Consider the following 21,745-nt stretch of genomic DNA (forward strand, 5'->3'; position numbering starts at 1 on the left):
AGTTTGGAGTGCATCCACATCTTCAATATTTACTTTCAATACTCTCTCAATAATGCTGGACAGCGGAACACCATTCTTAAAGAGCTGTACGCTTAGAAAAAGATCCCTGATCCCGGTAACTCCTTGGGGTGCATTGATATGAACCGATGGTACTGTTTCCAACGCGTCAACTTCGATCACATGACCCCATGACTTCATGGTACCGGCAACATCAACATACTCCAGATCATTGGGTAGTTCCAGCGTAATTGCCATGGAATCTGCCCCTGGAAAAGCTGGGAAGCTCATGTTCATCAGAACGGTTGAAGCCTGTCCTGCCGGGATCGAAAGTGCTGAATCAGGATTCATGGTTTCCAGCGGATCAACTGGAATAGCTATGGTTCGTTTCAAAGATTTCTTGATCACATCAAGTTCCAGCAGCGCAGCTTCGCCGACTTCTGCATTCACCAGTACTTCAACTCGACGATTGGCAGCTCGACCTAACCAGGTCTCATTGTCGCCGATTGGATAATGGGGACCCAATCCGTGGGTATGAATATTATCAGGATTCACATTATAGTTCTCGACCAGGAAATTCTTCACACTGATGGCACGCCAATCAGACAGCAGCATATTGAATTCAAGACTACCTCGACTATCGGTGAAGCCTTCGATAACAACTTCAATATCCGGTTGCCAGGCCAGGAATTTACCCATTTTCCTGAGACTTGGATAGGCTGATGGTTTCAGATCGGCTGATCCAACATCAAACTGAGTTCCCTCAAGGATCATGTTAAATGAAAGCGTTTCGACCAGGGTGGATATCCGGGTTTCGAGTGTATCTGTTACGATGACATTTCCATCTGAATCAACCAGGTCAAGATAAGCTGATACAATACCACTATTCTGAACCTTCTCATAATCATCCGGTTTCATAGCCATATCAAAGGCAGTATGTTTTGCGGCATTCCAGTTTCCAAAACTCCACACATCTGACTCACTGGCATGTAAAATCGGCTCAAGATGGGTTGAATCAAGCAGGGCAGTACCCGTCTTGTATATAAATCCGGGTGGTAATGACTGATGGAAGCGAACATCGCTAACTGAAACCTCACCGGTATAATCAATATTATACATAAATTCAAGCTGGTTGAATTCTGAATCTTCTTCGGACGCATTGTAGAAAACCATCTCAACGCGGCGGTTCAGGGCGCGACCTTCAGAAGTATTATTGTCTTCCATTTCTAAAGTATCACCATGACCAAAGGCTTTGATCCGATCGGAACTGATGCCCATGGTATTGATCAGGTAGGTTCTGATTGCCTCAGCCCTGGCTTCAGAAAGAGCCTGGTTGTCAGCAAAGGTGACGCTGCTTGCCAATGGTACATTATCAGTATGACCGTTGATGTCCAGGTTGATCTGTTTCTGCCACTTCATCAAGTCGCCAATATTTTTCAGCTCTCCAAAGATCTCACTTTGCAAGGTGGCGGAACCCGATCTAAAACCGACCCGGATCAGCATGCTCCATGGCTTATAGACCAGTAGTCTAAATTCTTCTGTGAGCATCTTAGTTTTCATCTCGAGAGTGGCTTCTTTGCTGAGGACACTGAAGAGCTCAAGTTTTTGGAGTGGAATATCCTGGTTGACACTGTCACCAGAGAAAAGGGTCATATTCCATATATTTGCGGATAAGCCAGTAGAATCAACTGAGCTATCCGGTACAAAAAGCGATCCATAAGAAGGCAGGCTGCTTTCATCAACGCTGAGATGGAGATCACCCAGCGGAGTTTTGGCAAATAAGAATTGTCCTGTACTATCAGTCATAACCAGGGTGGAATCACTCAGGATAAGCATTACACCAGGCTGAACATCTTCATCAGGATCCCGCACCCCATTGCCGTTCATATCGTAGAAAACGGTACCGGTTACAATTCCTGGAGTCGCGATCTCACGCAAGGCAAAATTGGTTTTTGCAATACCGGCAGCGGCTACGCGAACCAGTTTACTTTGAGTATCACCCAGGTAATCTGGTGAATCCAGAATTATTTCAGAAAGATCCGGCAGGGTATTTTCATTGACTCGAATAACATGTATGCCAGCGGCCACATCAGGCACACTGTATTTACCATATTCATCGGTGAGAATCCGGGCACCATTTTCCATGATCAGTTCAACATTTTTAACGGTTGCTTCATTTTCATCATGAATCCGATTGCCATTCAGGTCGTAGTAGACTTTTCCGATGATCAAACCACGGTCACTGAACAGACCGGGTTTCAGGATGACATCGGCTGTTGCCAGATTTGAGATCACTGGAAATCCGAGCAAGGTATGACCGCGAGCCATAACTTCATTGGTATTGACACCTTCTTGACTGATCATACCGGCGATAATCCGATATTTCATGATATAGGTATCACCGGGCTGCAGTGTGTCGTTAATGGCCCAAGTCATGGATAGACGTTTACCAACGGCTTCTTGAATAGTTGGATCAGACAGCTTGGTTGCATTCCAATAGGTCGTATTCTTACGATATTTGAAGCCGTAGGGCAGCACATCTTCAATAATAAAGTCATGGACAATATCATCCGTACTGGTATTCGTGATTTTCACGGTGTACGTGATCACATCCCCGATCTCGATCACACGACGATTGCTCTGTTTTGTGACTTTCAGGAATGGGAATATGATTTTGGTCTTTGCTGAAGATAGTGGATTCCGATCACTCCAGGTACTGTCGACAGCACTGGCGATCAGAACTCTATTTTCAATCCAACCCAAACCGGCATCGATGGTGATCCTGGCATCAAAATCTATCTGTAATGAATCACCAACCTGAATATCACTTCTGCTGAAGCGTATCTGATTAGTAATTACATCCAGACCATTATAATGGGTATTGGCATCGGTCAGAATCGATGTTTCAATGAGATCCAGACCAGCGGGGAGAAAATCTGTGATATAGACAGAATCAGTAAATGTTACCCCTTCTTGAGTTCCCATATTGATACGATAATGAAGGGTGTCACCTACTGCGGCTTCGATCTGATCCACAGTCTTGTAAATGTAGAATGGTGATTCTCTAAGAGTAATATTGGCATTGACCACGTAAAGACCGGGTTGGCTCAAGTTCACATCAATGGCACCGTCGCTGTATGAGCTGATTCCATTGTACACAACTTGAACGGTATACTCACCAGGTTGAAGGTTCGTAAAGAAGAACCTCCCTGTTGTATCGGTCAAGGTAGAGTCGCAGAACTCACCACCAGCCATTTTACCAAGAGTTTCGGTACTGTCTGGCGTGCCGTTAACGATTACCAGGATACTATCCTCGGGAATGATCTCGCCGGTGATCTCATCATAGATCCAACCGGAGACAGAATTGAGGTTAGTGACCAAAGATCCCTCATGGGGAGTTTCAATGGTGATCTCTTGAACCGTTTCATAGGGTACTCCGTCATCCCCTGTCAGGGTATAGATGATCTGGTATAGATCGTCCTGATAGATGGGGATCAGGTAATAGCCTGATGCATTTGTACTGTCATAGCCGGCAATGATACCAGTGGCAGCACTTCTTAATTCAACTCTGACATCTTCCTGTGGAATACCTTCATAATTATAGATCGTTCCATCAAAGGCACCGATCATAAAGATAACCTGGGTGGTATCGGAAGCGTATTCAGTTTCTGAATATAGTGCTCTAGCGTAGGGTGTGGATATAACGGCCTCAAAAATAACAGTATCAGAGACCAGGGTGCTGAAAGCAACACCATCTACGGTAGGTGCATTAAAAACAGAATCCGGAATGGTTCCGTGGTCAGTGTAAAAATTGACATTGATCCCATCCGGTACTGGATTGCCCAGGAATGAATACACATGGGCAGCCAGGGTTGAGGTTGATGCGCCATTACCAAGAATGACTCTGGGTTGCGCATCAAGTACAACAGATAGAGGTAGAATATTGGCTGTTGTCGCTTCGGCTGGAATAGCTTCTACCTCGTTGGAGACAAGCCAGGCACGATTACCTACCATGGCACCATGTTCCAGAAAACCATCAACTGTGGTTGTGATCTGAAAACTACCGGCATCTTCAACATTTAGAGCACCAATATCCCAGGATAGTGAATGGGAGGCTACGTCGTAGCTGTAATCTCCTGTAGCATTCAAGAAAACCACCCGTGAATCGAGCGTATCCAGAATACTCACACCACTAGCATGGTCCGTACCATAATTAGCATAATCCAGCTGATAGTGAATGGTATCACCGGGAAATACTTCGATGTCTGCTGTTTTGGTAAACACAAATTCCGGGCTGGCTTCAACAATAGCTAACCAGGTTGCACTTGCCTGCAGATTCTCATCTGAATAGATATAAGCAGTATTAGGTAATTCCATTCCGTTGGGTAAAGGATAGTTAACCCGAACATCTACTATGTAGGATGTATCAAGCTCACTAATGTTGGAACGTTGATCCAGACGTACAGCAGCTGGTCCATGAGCACTCGCCGCATTGACAGTAGCCAATTGTACAGGTTCAAGATCACCTACAAACCAGGTGATGGAATGACTGGTTGAGTCATAGACACCATTATTTGTGGCACTCAGAAATGTAAGGTCCCGGGGTAGTGAATCGACAACCACGACATTAGTAGCGGTTGTATCTCCTGTATTATTAAAAGACAGGTCATAACGGATCATATCACCGGCAAGAATGAAAGTTGTATCACCGATGAGGTTTATATTCATTATTGGAGCCCGAATAACGGCAATGTGTTGTGCCACTTCTTCGGCTTCCTGAATACAGGTTAGTAAAGCGCCATTAAAGATCTGAGCGATGTAGTTGCTCTCGTCTCTCACTCGAACGGTGATGTTAACAAAACCTGAGTCACCAGGAGCCAGATCTTCCAGGTCCCAACGAATGATTCCCGTTCCATCATCGTAAGTGTGTGTGGTTGTTGCCTCAAGATATTCAACCAGAGTTGAGATCGTATCCTGTAGTACTACACCGGTTGCAATCTCTGTCCCGTTATTCAGATAATCGATCTGATAGACAATGGTATCGCCTGCCATGACCGTGTTGATTCCACTGATCTCCATTTTAAGACCTGGAGCGGAGTGGACCTCGGTAATGACTGTTGATTCAACACTACTCCCTTCTATACATGATAGATAAGCAGTGTTTTCCAGAACCGTTTGGTCGATGATCGGATAGGCAACATAGGTACTCAGTCTTAGTGTATCCGTACCATTTGAAGCTAGCTCGCCTAGATTCCAGACAATACTATGTGAAGCCTCATCATATTCAAAATCACGAGTTGAAGAGCTATAGACCAAGTGCGAGGAGAGTGTATCTCTCAGAACCACATCGTGGGCCATGGAGTTTCCGATATTACTCATGATGAATGTGTAAATCAGTGAATCCCCTGCTAAAACACTTGTTTGAGCCAGCTTATCCATAAGTAATTCAGGGAAAGCAGCCAGTGATACAATGTGATCACTGTAACTACTACCAGCATTGACAGTAGTTATCCAGGCTCTATTCGTGATCTCCGGTCTGGCCTCCAATAGAGAACCAACCGTGGTGATGACATTCAGATTGATAACATTTCCAGCATTCAGAGTACCCAGGTTCCAACTGATGATGCCGTCTTCAAAGACACCACCGTGTGAAGCAGAGACGAACTGAAGTGGGGCTGGAAGCGTATCCAGGACACTAATAGCGTGAACTGGATCTGATGTGATATTGTCAATTGTGATGACAAACTCAATCGTATCTTCAAAACCATACTCCAGATCCTCAGCCCATTTCACAATGGTTTGAATCCAGGGATTTGCCATTGAATTTGCTGAGGCTTCAGCTGAAGCACCCAACTCATTCTCGACAGTTACGGTATTAACCAGATCTGCATTTGCAGGCATGGTCTCACCAATGATCACATCCAGTGTAAGACTAGTTGTGTCTCCCACTGCCAGATCAGCTAAAGACCAGGTCACGACACCGTCTGATAGCACCCCATTCTGGGAAGCACCAGCAAAAGTCACATGTTCCGCCAATATATCTGATACAACAGTACCAGTTGAAGGAATGTTACCGGTGTTATAGATATCAATGGTATAGTGAACCGTATCTCCAATGCTGGAGATCTCTTCGCTAACCATCTTCGTTATTGTGAGGTCTGACAAGACACCGATGGTTACATCCGCAGAGTTACTGGAAAGCTCTAAACCATCCTGAACTGCCAACCAGGCGATATTTGAGATCACCTCATCAGCAGGAAAGTTTGCATCCACCAGTATTTCCAGTTCAAATTCCAGAGTCTGACCTGCAGCAATACCTGCCACATTCCAAACGATGATTTGACCGGAGATCTCAGCAGCGGGTGTACTTGAAATAATACCAAAACCACTGCTAAGTGTATCTGTGATTGTAAATGGATCAGGGGAAATGTTACCCGTATTTGAAACAGTGATCGTATAGGTCAAACTCTCGCCAGGTGCCGCAACATTGGCACTTGCAATTTTGGCAATGTCCAGAAGGTACCCTTCCGATACGATCGTTGTGATCGGATTGGATTCGTCCACGTAGGTCGCTTCGTTGGCATCCTGATAGGATGACAGCGCGACATTCGTGATCTCGGTACCAACTGGAACCTGACCAAAAACCACGGCTCCCATGAGGGAGATCAAGGCGAGAAATCGTCTCATCTACCGCTCACGGGAATCGTGTGGAGGGTTATAAACCTAATAATCACTAGTAACCTGACAGATCCTTAGTCGATGGTTACTTGGAATTTTAGTACATGTTCGTCTGTTGTGCCACCAGTTTCATCCAATGTGGAGAACTCGAAGACAACAGAACCGCCAGACAGTTTACCACCGTCACTATCGCCAGCACTATCAGTAATGGTGTCATCAGCATCGATAACCATACTTTCGGCAACGTAGGTCGTATTGGTTGGAATGGCATCAGATACAACCACTGTACTGGCTGTTCCTGTGCCGCCATTGGCAACCGTGACAGTATAGGTCAGTACGGTTCCTGGAGGCTGATTACCGGGGGGTAAAACGCTCTTGACCAGGGTCAGTACTGGAGCAGTACAGGTTGCATCGGCAGTGTCTGTATCTGTCTCACTGCCATCACCCTGTGAGGTAGCGGTGAAGGTGGTTGCATCTGTATCAGTATCGGGAGTCCCGGCTGGAATCACACCAACAGCTACATAGTTACCAACCTCATTCTGATCCAGATCGCCAGTTGAAGTAATTGCACCAACAGCCAATTCAGCCGCTGAAAGTTCACCATCATCATTACTATCAAGAAAATAGGTCCAGACTACATAGTCAGAAGCGGCAGACAAATTGAAGTTGTCAGTACCATTTCCCAGATTCTCTACGGTGAAGGGGTAGAATAGTGAGTCACCGGGATCGCCAGTGAAGGAATCCTCGCCAACCGCACCGATAAAGGCAATATCAACGCCAAAACTTTCGGAGATAACAATATCGCCACCACCACCAGCACCATTTTCTGGATCAACTGGCGGATAAGGAGTTCCACCTTCGTTCTCAAAATTGATCTCAGGCTCATTGGTGATAGGATCACCTTCAGGAATGCCTGCATCGATGGTTACTTTGTAGTAAACACAGATATTTCCACCACCGGCTAGATCTCCAAAATCCACGGTGATGGTATTGGGAGTTGTGATGTTAAAATCACCTTCGTCTGTTGGTGAATCTGAGGCATCTGTGATCCCGGTACCCGAAGTCCAACCACCTGTTCCTTCTCTGATTGTTCCAGTTGAATAGGTTGTATTCGTAGGAATCAGATTGGTGAAGATCAGGTTATAGGCAGTTGCAGTTCCGTTGTTCGTGATACAGATATCGTAAGTGATCACGTCACCAGGTTGAGGATTGCCATCATGATGAGCTGTAATTTCAGCTGTGACAGTCGCTGCCTGAACAGTGGTTGTCAGCACAACAGCATCAGTTGAATCGGAGTCAAAGCCAGAAACTGCGGTTAGGGTAACTGCAGTTTCATCACCCTCAGGTGCACCGGCTGCGGTAGTGTCAGCAACTTTGATCAGCAGATTATAGGAAGCATCTGCTGCTATAGCACCTGTAGTACTTACGATTCCATCAGCACCATTGATGGCACCATCGTTGTTTAAATCCGAATAGATCTCGTAGGTGTAGGTATCTGCCTGTCCACCTGTGATATTCCCCAATGCTAAGGAGAAGGTGTCTTCACCGTTACCAGTATTGGTAAAGATCACATCGTAGAGCACATGAGACATGGCTGAGACATTTAAGTCCTGGTCATTTCCCAGCGCTGCACCAGCAACCTGACTTACCTCAGTGGTAACTGTATTTGACTCAAGATATCCTTCAGTTGAGCCGGCAATCTCATTACCATTTGCATCGTCATAAGCTCCCAATGCCTGGTTCGAGATTGTTGTACCAGCAGGGGTTCCTGCTGCGTTCAACATTGACACCAGTCCAATAAGGATCAGCGCAATGGTTAAGAAGCGTGTAGGTTTCATTTTAAACCCTCCTTTTATTTGCTTCTGTGTTTGTTTCATATTTTCTATTCCCATAGCGGGAGTATTGATATCATAATTGGCGAGATTCATTTGCTCACCACAACCATAAATTCTAAAGCGGATGCTTCCTCAGGTTTGAGGTCGCGGGTCAGGGCCCATTTAATATGGCTAACCATATCCGGAGAAGCTTTACGCTTGACCAGGATACCTTTGGAGTTTCTCACGGTGTAATAAGGCGGCCAGGACATATAGGTACTCCCCTGGTTGATAGAGAAACTGATCTCCGCATCTTCACCAAGAGCACTCTCAGCGACATAGGTCACACCATCTGGTATTGGATCCACAACCTCTGTACTGGTCATTAATCCATCACCAATATTTGAAGCGACAATGCTATAACGCAATGTATCACCGGGGCCATAACTGACGGTGGATCCATCCATTTTTTCGGCACTGCTAAGATTAACCTTGGAGTCCGTAATTTGGATGTTCAGCTTCGGAGTTCCCTGTGCAACGACAACAGAAATGCTGACGATGACAATCATTGCGATTCTTGAAATATTAACGAATGCACCTCTCGTCATTTATTTCACCTCTTTCCTTTGAGCCGGATCTTATCTAGCTCTGCACCCAGATTTCGGGCAGCTTTTTGGTTACGTTCTTTGGGAGATTTTCCTGTGACAAATGTCACATTTGAGTTCTTAATATTTTGTGTATTACCCATAGCAAGGATTTGATACGGGATCGCTTCACAAGTTACAAAAGGATCCTCCGAAAAAGACCCTTTGTGCAATAATTTTTCATTGGTGATTCCAACACCGATAATCACTGGCAATAGCAGATTACTCTCGGTGTTGATTTGGTTCTGATATGTTCTATAAATTCTTTTCATATATTCACCATATATTAGTCAAAGGTTGTGCCAATGCATTTTGCACCACCTTAGTCTTTGTTTCTACTGCTGTTATCCTGCGCTTAGTGCTCTACATGATGCGAGGTAGCTAAATGGGTTGTCAGGTAATCTTGACACCCTTCATCTGTATTTGAATATTATTATTACAACTGGTTTTGCAAGCCCGTTTTCAGGGTCTAAGTGCAACTGGATCTAACCAAGAATACCAGCCCCATTTCGTTTCTGGTTTTCCGCCACCCCGATGAAATTATTCCAATATTTTTAATATCATTTTTTCTGAAAATTTAACACTTCTGCGGAGGAATCAACACCACTCACTTTTGATTCAGGGACAGCTTAATGCTATCAATTTTATCGAATATCATCCTGCTGATTCTTCAGCAATTTCCCTTTCGAGGCACTGCGCTAAAACTCAGGCCACTCTCTTTCTGCAAAGTTGTAATCCTAATTTTTACTGGGATAATTATGCCTGCTTTATATATCTCTTAATATACACATGTATATCAATAAATACATTTCTGCGTGCTTTTCTTGGTCTGCTACAAAAATACCCGCCTGCAGTCGATCATCATTATTCATGTGCTTCGTCGTCCCATTTTGACCACAATCGTGTTTTCTTCAGATGTTTTTATACTTCAATCCCCAATTTCTCAAACAACTATATCTTGCCCCATACTCTTGTTAAGGTCCCATTTTTTACCACATTTAGTATTTTCTACGATCCAGATTTTTATTTTCGCTTTCCATGACCTGTTCATTTCCCCAGAAATAAACGGACCACTTCATTTTATCATAGATCCACTTTTCAATTCGCCATTGCAGATACTTGCAAGACTTTGACAGAAGCCGAAGCACATTATTATTATTAGATGCTTATATCATATTATGCTTATTGGCAGATATAGTTTGTAATCGGATATTTACATACCTGTCAGCTGGTTCATGCCGGTCAAACAGGGTCTGTGAGATGGTCCTTTCACGAAGATCCAACATTCGCTAACGTCCCCTCATCAGTGAAAACTATGGGGGGATATTCATTTTAAATTGAAATTTTAGTGTTATCACTCCATAAATATTTCATCGATCTACCTTACAAAATCTATCTTGTCATGCTTTGAGACAGAGCCACTTATCCTGAATAATTCATAGCCACTAAGTCACCAAGACACAAAGTTTAATAAAATATATGCTTATCAAAAATTATCACTCACAGATGTAAATAATACTGTTTAAAATGACCTTGTTCATAACTTTAATACTTTTCGTGACTTAGTGTCTTCGTGGCAATAATTCATGAATAATGCAGGTTATTAAAGCGGCCCATGTTAGTCGAATACATATTGTCAGAAATAGCCACCAAGGCACTAAGACACTAAGTGGAGTTGAGCCATTATGCGCCTTCATGTAAAAAGAGCTTACTCTCCGCGCTATGAGAACTATAGATTCTTACGGCTATCCATGACCAGTTTAATATCGATGGGATCGTGGGTCTAAATTCCGCCGAAATATCAGCTGACATTTCGCCAAATATTGTTCAAGATTATGCTTCACCCGCTTTGCCCCTTCTGATATATTGGCTTTGAATAGATCATCTTAATAATCCAAGAAGGATAATCGAATATGAACACTCCAACCTATTGGCAAAAGTACCGTACAAACCTTTTTTCTAACGAGTCATTGGGTCTATTTCTGGATATCAGCGATAGCGGTGTTTCCAAAAACCAGATCGACTCAATGTTACCTGAATTTCATAATGTCTTTGCCACCATGGATGAACTTGAGGGTGGTTCCATCGCCAACCCAGATGAAAACCGACAGGTCGGTCACTATTGGCTACGTAACCCTGACCTGGCTCCGAGCAACTTGATCAGAGAGCAGATCACCCAAACTATTTCCGATATTAACGGTTTTGCTTCAAATATTTTAAGTGGATCCGTCCAATCACCTCACGGCCAACCATTCACCCATGTTCTGGTGATCGGAATCGGTGGTTCAGCACTGGGTCCTCAATTTATCACTGATGCCCTTGGAACGAATGATGGATTACAGATCCACTTCCTTGATAATACTGATCCTGATGGGATTGACCGAACGCTCGCAAATCTGGCTGAGTCAATTTCCCGAACACTGATCATTGTTATCTCCAAATCAGGAGGAACTGCTGAGACCCGCAACGGGATGCTGGAAACCCAACATCAGTTCAAACAACAGAAACTCGATTTTGCCAAGCAGGCTGTTGCCATTACAGGTGAGGATAGTCAGCTTTATAAAATTGCAACGAGCGAGAACTGGTTATCCATTTTTCCCATGTGGGATTGGGTAGGTGGTCGCACTTCCATCATGTCAGCTGTGGGATTATTGCCACTAGCTCTCACAGGAGTGGATATCCACACTTTCCTGTCAGGGGCAAAAACCATGGATCAGCAGACCAGATCAAAAGAACTTACTGATAATCCCGCAGCCCTTTTAGCCCTGGTCTGGTATATCCAGGGAGACGGGAAAGGCAGCAAGGATATGGTGATTCTGCCCTATAAAGACCGCCTGCTCCTATTCAGCCGCTATCTCCAGCAGCTTATTATGGAATCCCTTGGGAAAAGTCTGGACTTGGAAGGTCAACAGATCCAACAAGGAATTGCCGTTTATGGTAATAAGGGATCAACTGACCAACATGCCTATGTTCAACAACTGCGTGACGGTTTGAATAATTTCTTCGTGACCTTTATCGAGGTTCTGGAGGACCGTGCTGGCAATTCGATCCTCGTGGATGACAATCATACCAGCGGTGACTATCTCTTTGGTTTTTTCAAGGGAACCCAAACAGCTCTGCGACAAAATGATCGCCATTCCATTACCATCACCATTGCTGATCTATCACCCAAGAGCATCGGTGGCCTGATCGCTCTGTATGAAAGAGCAGTGGGATTTTATGCAACCCTGATCAATATCAATGCCTATCACCAACCCGGTGTTGAAGCCGGCAAAAAAGCAGCTGGTTTTGTCCTGGAGACTAAAAAACGAATCCTCGACCTTCTATCTGATACAGAGCAAAGCCTGAGTATCGAAGAGATCTGTGTCCACCTGAACCTGCAGGATCAAACAGCACTTGTTTTCAGTATCCTGCGTCATCACGCTGCCAATCATCCCCTGGAAATTGAAGGCTCATTTTTTGACCCTGAGAACATCAGAGTGGGTCTGACAGATTAATGTCCGGCTGGTTGATCATTTCATCGCAGCAAAACCTTGATATTACATCACGACTGGGCTTCACACAGCAGGGACTGAAGAAACGTCATCGAAAAAAAGCGCTGCAGATCGAGCCGGATGACCTATTTTTCTACTATGTTACCGGTGTGCAGAAACTGGTCAGCATGGTTGCTGTTAAATCCTTTGTCATGGAAGGTTCTGCCCAGATTTGGGTCAATTTGGGCAAGAACCCCGAGGAATGTTATCCCTGGCGTTTCGAGATAGATCCGCGGATCATTCTGGATAAGAACGACTGGTTCGACATGTCGAATTTTTCAAAAAAACTGCTGCACTTCAGGAAATGGCCTGAAAAGAACTGGCACCTCGGACTGCAAGGTCAAATACACGCCTTACGTGATGAAGATACTGATACACTGACACAGGCATTTATCATCGCTCAAAACTTATCAAACTAAGATCACTTGCCCCTCATAGCTGTTCTCCCCTATCTACGACCAATTTTCTCAGGTATCTGATATCCCTGTTCTTTCGGTGTAATATTTGCATAGAGAAGAGTGCTCGAAAAAAAGTGGTCTATCCTGTTTTCCAGCGTGTAAACTGCGAATCATATTGCTGTGGAATTGACGTCATCGATCTGCTGGATTAGTCCTGAATTTGATATAAGGAACCTCATTATGCCGTTCAACTTAGCTGCAAAAAAGCATACTTTAAGATTACTTCATCATAACGTCGCCATCGTATCATCAGGTGTCGGTAATGAGACAGTGGGAGCCACGGTTACCTGGTTCACCCAGTCCAGTTTCGATCCACCACTGGTGACCATGGCTGTTAAAGCAGATAGTCGTTTATACGCTGCTATCAGCTCCAATAAAAGCCTGCTGATAAGCCTGGTAAACAAAGGTGACAAAGGGTTGGCCGGTGCCTTTTTTAAACCCGGCATCTGGGATGGTGGAAAATTTGGTGGATTCCCAGCTTCACCGCACGAAACAGGTGGTGCAATCATGGATGCCAGCCCTGCGTGGCTCGCGTGTCAGGTCAAAACCATTATCGAAGAAGGCGATCATCATGTGATCATATCCCAAATCATCGATACTGGTATCAATAAAGAAGAAGAGCAAGCCATGTGTCTTTCTGAGACTGGCTGGCACTACGGAGGGTAATTCTTATGCTCACAGGTTGGGAAAAAGCAATCTTTTTACTGGTCTTACTTGGCTCATTGGGAGCCACCCGGATCACATTCGGTAACATGTTCAAGATCATTTCACGCGGTTCCAAGCCCATCGATTGGTTGGTGATGTTCAAAAATATCCCCAGCGGTATTTTAGCTTTCCTGGGAACACCTCTATTTAAAACGCGACTGTTTGTTACCGTAATACATACTGGTGTAGCCTGGGGTTTCATTCTCTACATGCTGGTAAATTTTTTCGATATTCTTTACGGCTTGATCCCGGGTTTTCATCTCCTGCCTGATTCCATGTTGGGTGGTTTTTATCGCCTATTTGTGGATATATTCAGTTTGATTGTTATGGCGGGAGTAACCTATTTTCTAATGAGACGCTTCATTCAGAATGATCCCGATCTACATATTAATGACAATATCCTGGTTAATGAAAAAGCACGAGGTGGTGTCTTTCGGGATTCAGCCCTGGTCGCCTTTTTCATCTTCTTCCATGTGGGGTTCCGGTTCCTGGGAGCCTCTTTCGAATTGGCTCAAGTCCAGGCTGATGTTTATCAACCGGCGGCTTCTGCATTGTCACTTGCTTGGCAGGGTATGAGCCTTGAAACACTTGTTGTTGCTGAACATTTTGCATGGTGGCTGGCCATTGGCTTGATCCTGGCCTTCATCCCCTACTTTCCCACAACCAAACACGCCCATCTATTTATGGGACCATTGAATCATATGATCAGGGACCAGTCCATGACAGCAGCTTCATTCGAATCAATTGATTTTGAAGACGAGTCGCTGGAGCAATATGGTGCAGCCCTGCTGGAGCATCTTCCCCAGAAAGGTATTTTGGATGCCTATGCTTGTATCATGTGTAATCGCTGTCAGGATGCCTGCCCGGCTTATATCACGGGGAAACCACTTTCACCTGCAGCAATAGAAGTCAACAAGCGCTATTACATTCGGGATCACATTAATGAGCTGGCCAGTGGTGAAGAATCCAAAGATCGCCTGGCAGAATGGATGCTAACTGAAGATGCGATCTGGTCTTGTACCAGTTGCGGTTATTGTGTGGAAGTATGCCCAGTAGCCAACGAACCCATGGTCGATATTCTGCGTGTCCGACAGGATCTGGTCATGATGGAAAGTAAGTTTCCGAAAGAAGCTGTCACCACTTTTAAAAACCTGGAAGTCAATGGTAATCCCTGGGGACAATCAGGTCAGGATCGTGAAAAGTGGATAGGGGATCTGCCTGTACCCCTCATGCGTGACAAGAGAGAAGCTGAATATCTTTATTGGGTCGGCTGTGCCGGTGCTTACGATGCCCGCGGCCAGGAGGTCTCAAAGGCCATGGTCAAGCTACTGAACAAAGCTGGTATTGATTATGCCATACTGGGGACGGAAGAGACCTGTACAGGTGATTCCGCCCGCCGACTGGGTAATGAGTATTTGTTTCAAATGCTGGCCCAACAAAACATCGATACCTTTGATAATTATAAGGTTAAGAAGATTATCACCCAGTGCCCTCACTGTTTGAATGCTCTCAAGAATGACTATCAGGCCCTTGGTAAGAACTATGAGGTTATCCATCATACAGAATTCCTGGACGACCTGGTTAAGCAAGGTAGATTGACCCCTGCAAAGCAGAACAATGCCAAGATAAGCTACCATGATTCCTGCTATTTAGGCCGACACAATGATATTTATGATGCTCCCCGGGATGTACTGGGCGCCATACCTGGTGTTAGCATGGAAGAACTTCCACGCTCTGGAGCTGAAGGCTTATGTTGCGGTGCCGGTGGCGGTCGTATGTGGCTGGAGGAGACCCTGGGCGAAAAGACGATCAATGTTGAGCGTATGGAGGATGTTAAGGCGGTCAAACCGGATGAGGTTGCCACAGCCTGTCCTTTCTGTGCCACCATGATCAACGATGGGATCATGGCTGAAGACCTGGATACATCCACCAAAAGCAGGGATATTGCCCAATATCTGGCAGATGCGATCGAAGAATAATAAACGATTCACAATCATAGTAGAGACGCAATGCATTGCGTCTCTACAACTCGGTTAACGAAATTCTAATATATGAATTTTGACCCTGCTGATCCAAAATGGACCAACTGGCAATGGCAGCAGGCCCATTCCTGTAAGGATATTCATACTCTAAATAATTGGATATCTACCTCAGGTCATTCCCCGGCATTCAACCCTGAACAATTCAATGAATTGATCACGAATTACCGGATGGGCGTCACCCCCTACTATTTCAGTCTGATCCGAGAGTTCAATGATTCAGATCCGATCTACCGCCAGATCATACCAGATCCTCTTGAACTGCAGATCCATCCTGATGAACTGGACGATCCCATTGGCGACGAAAAGCCCCTCCGCGGGTCGAGGCCATTGGCAGCCCTCATTCATCGCTATCCCAATCGGGTTCTACTGTTGCCAACGACCCAATGCGCAGTCTATTGTCGTTTCTGTTTCCGGAAGCGCTTGGTGGGCAACACTGCCCACACCTCTAGTGAGGAAGATCTACAAGAGGCTTACAATTACATAGAAACACACACCGAGATCGAGGAGGTCATCCTCACCGGCGGCGACCCGCTCACCTTAGGTGATCGTGCTTTAGAATCGATCCTTGCAAGATTGGCAGGAATCAAACACCTGCGTCTGATCCGCATCCATACTCGCCTGCCAGTAGCCAATCCCTTCAGGCTTACACCGGAACTTGGAAAATTCATTGCTGATCTCAATAAGCCGGTGTGGATATCTGCGCATTTCAATCATCCCCATGAGATCACCGAAACCTCCCGAGAGTACATCCACACCTGGATTCAGATAGGAATCCCCTTTCTCAACCAAAGCGTCCTGTTACGCGGCGTGAATGATTCAGTTGCAACGCTTCGGAAGCTCTTTATGGGTCTGCTGGAGATCAAAGTCAAACCCTACTACCTCCATCAGGCTGATCTGGTTCTGGGAACCGCTCATCTGCGTGTTCCAATTCAACGAGGACTAGCCCTCCTCAAAAAACTACAGGGCGAGATCCCCGGGTATGCCCTCCCCCACTATGTCCTGGATCGCCCCGGCGGCCTGGGTAAAGTTCCTTTGCAAAATCAATACTGACGCCCTCGCAAAAAGTCCCTCTCGCGAGCGCGCAGAGCGTTGCATTGAGCCTGTCGAAATGACGCAAAGTGTTGATATATAAGGATTTAGGCATATTCACTATATGTGGTTGTATTTAATGGTTTTAGGGTACATTTTATGAATTCTCAGATACTTTTTGCGGTTTCGTCAATACTGACTATGATTTCACGGCGTAGAGACACAATGCATTGTGTCTCTACTAAATTTAATTGCGCTTGATTTTTACCTATCGTTCTTAAATTAACCGAACCAATTAAATGGAGACAATTATGACAAAACGTTACCTGGTTATCCTTTTATCAATACTGCTGGGATTGTTCATGTGGACTTGCAGCGACCCTGAAGAAGATGACACAACAGCCCCGGGAGCCCCTTTAAACCTGGCTTATAATGCCAATCTCTCTGGAGATGGTCAGATCTATATCAGTTGGGAGGCACCGGCTGATGATGATGTTGTCAGCTATCATATTTATAGAGATTCCGGCACAGGAAGCTTTAGCGAAGTAGTCACTATCACTGAATTATTTTATTTGGACACCGGTCTGGATTATACTATCGAATACACTTACAAGGTCACAGCCAAGGATGATAGTGATAATGAAAGTCCCTTCTCAAACGAAGTTAGTCTGACCCCCCTGAATCTGTTATCACCTGACACACCAACTGGTCTTGAGATTGCCGCCCACAATATCCCTGATGACTTTGAAGTGAATATTGAGTTGACCTGGTTGGCTAATTCTGAAACTGATTTTGCATATTATAAAATATTCAGATCAGATGTTACGCCCATATTTTTGCCGGATGATGAATCACTGCTTGATTCTGTTACCAGTATTTTTTTCATCGATGAAGCAGTAACTCCTGGGAGAACTTATCACTATAAACTGGTTGCCTATGATCTGGGTCACAAAGCCAGCGATCCAACCATTGTCGTTTCTGATACCCCTTTAGAAGTCCCCACCCTCATCAGACCCATCGATGATGTTCAAGGTACTTCACTCACACCCACCTTTGAATGGCAGAATGTTTCCCAGGCAGAAAAATATCGCATTATTGTAAGGACATCCTCCAATACAGGTGATATATGGGACACGGAAATTGAGGCCACCACTGCCAATACAGTGAGCATTACCTACCCAAGTTCCGGGGCAACTGCTCTAAGTGCCAACACACGCTACTGGTGGTTTGTGGCTGGTTATTCACAAACAGCAGGTGAGATCAATGTTTACTCGGATGACACTACATTTAGAACTCAATAAATTAAGAAGAAAAGCAAACAAAAAGAGGCTCTGCATGCAGAGCCTCTTTTTGTTAATATATCTCGGTAATCAGCTAGATCTGTATATCTGCCCCAGCTGAATTAGCCAGCATGACCATCACTGCTTTCTGCGCATGCATCCGGTTCTCAGCCTCATCAAACACCACTGAGTGAGGACCGTCAAGAGTTTCTTCTGTAATTTCTTCACCATAATGAGCTGGCAAGCAATGCATAACGAGAGCATCAGACTTAGCATGGCGCACTAACTCATCATTAATCTGAAATTCCTGGAAATCATTCAACCGCTTACGACGTTCATCTTCCTGACCCATTGAAGTCCACACATCCGTATACAACACATCTGCATCCTGTACTGCCTCGAAAGGATCACGAATAATTTCAATGGTACTTAAATCGGCAGCCTTAGCTCTTGCCAGAGTCTCGGGATCAGGATCATACCCCTCCGGAGCAGCCAATACAAAGTGATACGGCACAACAGATGCAAAGTTTAGAAAGGAATTACAAACATTATTACCATCTCCAATAAAAACCACTTTTTGACCTTCAACCGTTCCATGATGCTCATGAATGGTGAGCATATCGGCCATGATCTGGCAGGGGTGATTATAATCCGTTAAACCATTGATCACCGGTACAGAAGCATACCTGGCAAACTCCACGATGTGTTCATGTTTAAAAAGTCGAGCCATAATCCAATCGTTGTAACGTGAGATCACTTGTGCAATATCCTTCACAGATTCGCGTTTTCCGATACTGATATCATCGGGACCCAGATATAATGCGTGTCCACCAAATTGAGCCATTCCGGTCTCAAAACTGACCCGGGTCCGCAGTGAGGGTTTGGCAAATACCATGGACATGGTCTGATTGGCAAAATAATGATGTGTTTTACCAGCTTTTACATCAGCCTTTAATTGCTTCGCTATCCGGAAAGTTTCATAGATCTCTTCCTTGCTAAAATCAGTTACCGCTAAAAAATCTCGCTTCATTTAACCTCCTCATTCATCTCTGTGGATATTTTTTTCATGCCACAAAGTCACTAAGACACCCCGCAGCACAAAGAATTAGTGTTCTGGTTCATCCCATAATCCGCCTTCTCAGAGATTGGTAACTCTGCAACATTTTCACCAGTTGCATCGATAACCCGGTACCGAGGTATAATGAGCTCCATAATGAATGGTTTCACTTTGAGTCTTTGTGGGTTTGTGGCTATCATGGGCATAAAAAAACTCCGCCATAGAGACGGAGTCTGGTTTGAGTAATGGGTATATATTCCAGGCAGTTGTTGGTCATTAATCAAAGCTTCATCATAAAATATATTTACTCAGATCCTGATCAGCCATGGTCTCTTTAAAGGTCTTAGTTACCATGGTTTTGGTCACTTTAATAGTTTTGGTGGCACTATTGGGAAGATCATAAAGAGTTTCTTCCAGCAATCTGCTCATAATGGTATGCAAACGTCTGGCACCAATATTCTCTATGCTTTCATTGACCTCAAAAGCCACCCGGGCAATTTCAGCGATGGCATCCTTGTTAAAGGTGATCTTAACATCCTCGGCACCCACCAGAGCTTTGTACTGTTTCAATAAGGCAGATTTTGGCTGAGTAAGGATCAAAATAAAATCTTCTTCAGTCAGATTTTCAAGCTCAACACGGATGGGGAAACGTCCCTGCAGTTCCGGGATCAGATCTGATGGTTTTGACATGTGAAAGGCACCGGCTGCAATAAATAAAATATGGTCTGTCACTAAAGTGCCATACTTGGTTTTAACGGTGCTGCCTTCAACAATGGGCAGAATATCCCGCTGAACACCCTGCCGAGATACATCAGGTCCGCCACCGTGACGCTCACCGGCGATCTTGTCGATCTCATCAATAAAGACGATCCCATCCTGTTCAGCCCGGTAAATAGCTTCATGCTGAACTTTTTCTTCATCGATCAACTTTTGGGATTCTTCTTCGATCAAAATGATACGAGCTTCTGTTACACTGAGACTACGGATCTTCTTCTTTTTGGGCATCACATTACCCAGCATGTCCTGAAGATTCATACCCATATCATCCATACCCATGGGTCCAAAGATCTGCATCATGGGCGCAGTCACATCTTCCTGAACTTTGAGTTCAACATTCCGGTCTTCAAAGTCACCTGACATCAACTTGACCGACATTTTTTCTCGAGTGGACTGATAACGCTGAAAATCTGTTGAATCTTTTTCAGGATTGACCAAGGGCGGCAACAGCAAATCCATAATGCGATCATTGGCCAGATCAATGGCCTTTTCCCGGACAATGATTTCCTGTTCTGCCTTGACAATATTATAGCTATTATCAACCAGATCACGAATCATGGAGTCCACATCGCGACCCACATAACCTACTTCAGTGAATTTTGAGGCTTCCACTTTAACAAAGGGAGCCTGGACCAGGTTGGACAGGCGACGGGCGATCTCGGTTTTGCCAACACCTGTAGAGCCGATCATGATGATGTTATTGGGAACGATCTCATCTCGGATATCGGTTGTAACCTGCTGACGTCTCCAGCGATTTCGTAGGGCGATCGCTACTGATTTCTTAGCCCCGTCCTGTCCAATGATATATTTATCCAGTTCCTGGACGATCTCTTTAGGTGTGAGTGAAAACTTGCTCATGGGTTGACTGATCTCTTATTTCAATTCTAGAATATTAATATTTTTATTGGTATAGATACAGATGTCTGCTGTGATCTCCAGCGCTTGACGTACAATTTCCTTAGGAGATCTTTTGCCACTGGCAATAAATGCGCGGGCGGCTGCAATGGCATAGGGACTCCCGGAACCAATGGATAACACTCCATCATCGGATTCTACTACATCTCCATTCCCGGAGATGATCAGACCATGATCCAGATCCATCACCACCAACATAGCTTCCAGGTTTCGCAGCATTTTATCCATGCGCCAATCTTTGGCGAGTTCTACGGCGGCTCGCACCAGATCACCACTGAATTCTTCCAGTTTCGCTTCAAATTTCTCAAACAGGGCGAAGGCATCAGCTGCTGAACCGGCAAAACCCGCCAGCACTTCACCGTCATAAATAGACCTAATCTTAACGGCTCCGTGTTTCATCACAGTATCGCCAAAGGTTACCTGGCCATCACCGCCCAGAGCAACTTTACCGTTGTGGCTGACTCCCAGTATCGTAGTTGCGTGGAGATCGGGAAACATGTTCATACGTACCTCATTTTATCACTACATCGCGCCATTTTCATCAAAGCCGCTGAATATATATTTTTAGCTAGACTCAGCAATCATTTTCGGAAATAGAGTTCATCAAGATCTGGGGGGGGTCGATCTATTAAACTGGCCTGAGATAGCCGTATGCATCAGGAGTCATCACCTCGCAGCAGTGTAAGCTCTTTTGCCACGAAGACATCCATCTTCGCTGGACGAGCTACGCCGGACAAGCAAAGGCTCAAAGAGCCATTCAGGGATTTTCTAGAACATAGTGCCTTAGCCTGAATAATTCATAGCCACTAAGTCACC

13 protein-coding genes are annotated in these 21,745 nt (G+C 44.9%); 6 read left to right on the forward strand and 7 right to left on the reverse strand.

The features are described 5' to 3' along the window. From U9Q77_00740 to U9Q77_00755, 4 genes are all read right to left on the reverse strand, one after another. The coding region (locus tag U9Q77_00740) for an OmpA family protein (protein ID MEA3285888.1) at positions 1 to 6,684 on the reverse strand (6,684 nt) is incomplete at its 3' end. 65 nt (positions 6,685 to 6,749) lie between these two features. After that, positions 6,750 to 8,513 (reverse strand): DUF11 domain-containing protein, encoded by a 1,764-nt coding sequence (locus tag U9Q77_00745; protein ID MEA3285889.1) that lies wholly within the window; start codon positions 8,511 to 8,513, stop codon positions 6,750 to 6,752. An 86-nt stretch (positions 8,514 to 8,599) separates the two neighbouring features. After that, positions 8,600 to 9,097, reverse strand: coding sequence for a hypothetical protein (locus U9Q77_00750; protein MEA3285890.1), 498 nt, complete (start codon positions 9,095 to 9,097; stop codon positions 8,600 to 8,602). A gap of 5 nt (positions 9,098 to 9,102) precedes the next feature. Then, positions 9,103 to 9,405 (reverse strand): hypothetical protein, encoded by a 303-nt coding sequence (locus U9Q77_00755; protein ID MEA3285891.1) that lies wholly within the window; start codon positions 9,403 to 9,405, stop codon positions 9,103 to 9,105. 1,641 nt (positions 9,406 to 11,046) lie between these two features. Between U9Q77_00755 and U9Q77_00760 the strand changes: the two genes are divergently transcribed. The 6 genes from U9Q77_00760 (at position 11,047) to U9Q77_00785 (ending at position 18,201) form a co-directional block, all read left to right on the forward strand. Next, complete coding sequence (locus U9Q77_00760; protein ID MEA3285892.1) at positions 11,047 to 12,630, forward strand: glucose-6-phosphate isomerase; 1,584 nt, start codon at positions 11,047 to 11,049, stop codon at positions 12,628 to 12,630. Then, positions 12,630 to 13,085: a hypothetical protein gene (locus tag U9Q77_00765; GenBank protein MEA3285893.1), complete on the forward strand. Its 456-nt coding sequence runs from the start codon at positions 12,630 to 12,632 to the stop codon at positions 13,083 to 13,085. The genes U9Q77_00760 and U9Q77_00765 overlap by 1 nt, the downstream gene beginning before the upstream one ends. Positions 13,086 to 13,304: 219 nt before the next feature. Then, a complete protein-coding gene (locus U9Q77_00770; protein ID MEA3285894.1) occupies positions 13,305 to 13,790 on the forward strand; it encodes a flavin reductase family protein in 486 nt (161 codons plus the stop codon). A gap of 5 nt (positions 13,791 to 13,795) precedes the next feature. Then, on the forward strand, positions 13,796 to 15,808 hold the full coding sequence (locus U9Q77_00775) for a 4Fe-4S dicluster domain-containing protein (GenBank protein ID MEA3285895.1): 2,013 nt from the start codon (positions 13,796 to 13,798) through the stop codon (positions 15,806 to 15,808). Between the two features lie 72 nt (positions 15,809 to 15,880). After that, positions 15,881 to 16,921 carry a KamA family radical SAM protein gene (locus tag U9Q77_00780; protein MEA3285896.1) on the forward strand — a complete coding sequence of 347 codons (1,041 nt, stop codon included), beginning with the start codon at positions 15,881 to 15,883 and terminating at the stop codon, positions 16,919 to 16,921. A 290-nt stretch (positions 16,922 to 17,211) separates the two neighbouring features. Beyond that, positions 17,212 to 18,201 (forward strand): hypothetical protein, encoded by a 990-nt coding sequence (locus U9Q77_00785; GenBank protein ID MEA3285897.1) that lies wholly within the window; start codon positions 17,212 to 17,214, stop codon positions 18,199 to 18,201. A 73-nt stretch (positions 18,202 to 18,274) separates the two neighbouring features. Here the strand turns inward: U9Q77_00785 and argF are convergent, their stop codons facing one another. The 3 genes from argF to hslV form a co-directional block, all read right to left on the reverse strand. After that, the gene (argF, locus tag U9Q77_00790) at positions 18,275 to 19,210 is read right to left on the reverse strand and encodes an ornithine carbamoyltransferase (GenBank protein MEA3285898.1); all 936 of its coding nucleotides are present in this window, start codon (positions 19,208 to 19,210) and stop codon (positions 18,275 to 18,277) included. A 318-nt stretch (positions 19,211 to 19,528) separates the two neighbouring features. Next, positions 19,529 to 20,872: an ATP-dependent protease ATPase subunit HslU gene (gene hslU / locus U9Q77_00795; protein MEA3285899.1), complete on the reverse strand. Its 1,344-nt coding sequence runs from the start codon at positions 20,870 to 20,872 to the stop codon at positions 19,529 to 19,531. 15 nt (positions 20,873 to 20,887) lie between these two features. Then, positions 20,888 to 21,427, reverse strand: a complete 540-nt coding sequence (hslV, locus tag U9Q77_00800) for an ATP-dependent protease subunit HslV (protein ID MEA3285900.1) — start codon at positions 21,425 to 21,427, stop codon at positions 20,888 to 20,890. Between the last annotated feature and the right edge of the window lie 318 nt (positions 21,428 to 21,745).

The sequence above is a fragment of the Candidatus Neomarinimicrobiota bacterium genome (assembly GCA_034716895.1).
In the GTDB taxonomy this organism is placed as follows: domain Bacteria; phylum Fidelibacterota; class UBA8477; order UBA8477; family JABMPR01; genus JABMPR01.

Coding starts and splice junctions, on each gene's coding strand:
- U9Q77_00745 (MEA3285889.1), bottom strand. CDS start 8,513: ATGAAACCTACACGCTTCTTAACCATTGCGCTGATCCTTATTGGACTG.
- U9Q77_00750 (MEA3285890.1), bottom strand. CDS start 9,097: ATGACGAGAGGTGCATTCGTTAATATTTCAAGAATCGCAATGATTGTC.
- U9Q77_00755 (MEA3285891.1), bottom strand. CDS start 9,405: ATGAAAAGAATTTATAGAACATATCAGAACCAAATCAACACCGAGAGT.
- U9Q77_00760 (MEA3285892.1), top strand. CDS start 11,047: ATGAACACTCCAACCTATTGGCAAAAGTACCGTACAAACCTTTTTTCT.
- U9Q77_00765 (MEA3285893.1), top strand. CDS start 12,630: ATGTCCGGCTGGTTGATCATTTCATCGCAGCAAAACCTTGATATTACA.
- U9Q77_00770 (MEA3285894.1), top strand. CDS start 13,305: ATGCCGTTCAACTTAGCTGCAAAAAAGCATACTTTAAGATTACTTCAT.
- U9Q77_00775 (MEA3285895.1), top strand. CDS start 13,796: ATGCTCACAGGTTGGGAAAAAGCAATCTTTTTACTGGTCTTACTTGGC.
- U9Q77_00780 (MEA3285896.1), top strand. CDS start 15,881: ATGAATTTTGACCCTGCTGATCCAAAATGGACCAACTGGCAATGGCAG.
- U9Q77_00785 (MEA3285897.1), top strand. CDS start 17,212: ATGACAAAACGTTACCTGGTTATCCTTTTATCAATACTGCTGGGATTG.
- argF (MEA3285898.1), bottom strand. CDS start 19,210: ATGAAGCGAGATTTTTTAGCGGTAACTGATTTTAGCAAGGAAGAGATC.
- hslU (MEA3285899.1), bottom strand. CDS start 20,872: ATGAGCAAGTTTTCACTCACACCTAAAGAGATCGTCCAGGAACTGGAT.
- hslV (MEA3285900.1), bottom strand. CDS start 21,427: ATGTTTCCCGATCTCCACGCAACTACGATACTGGGAGTCAGCCACAAC.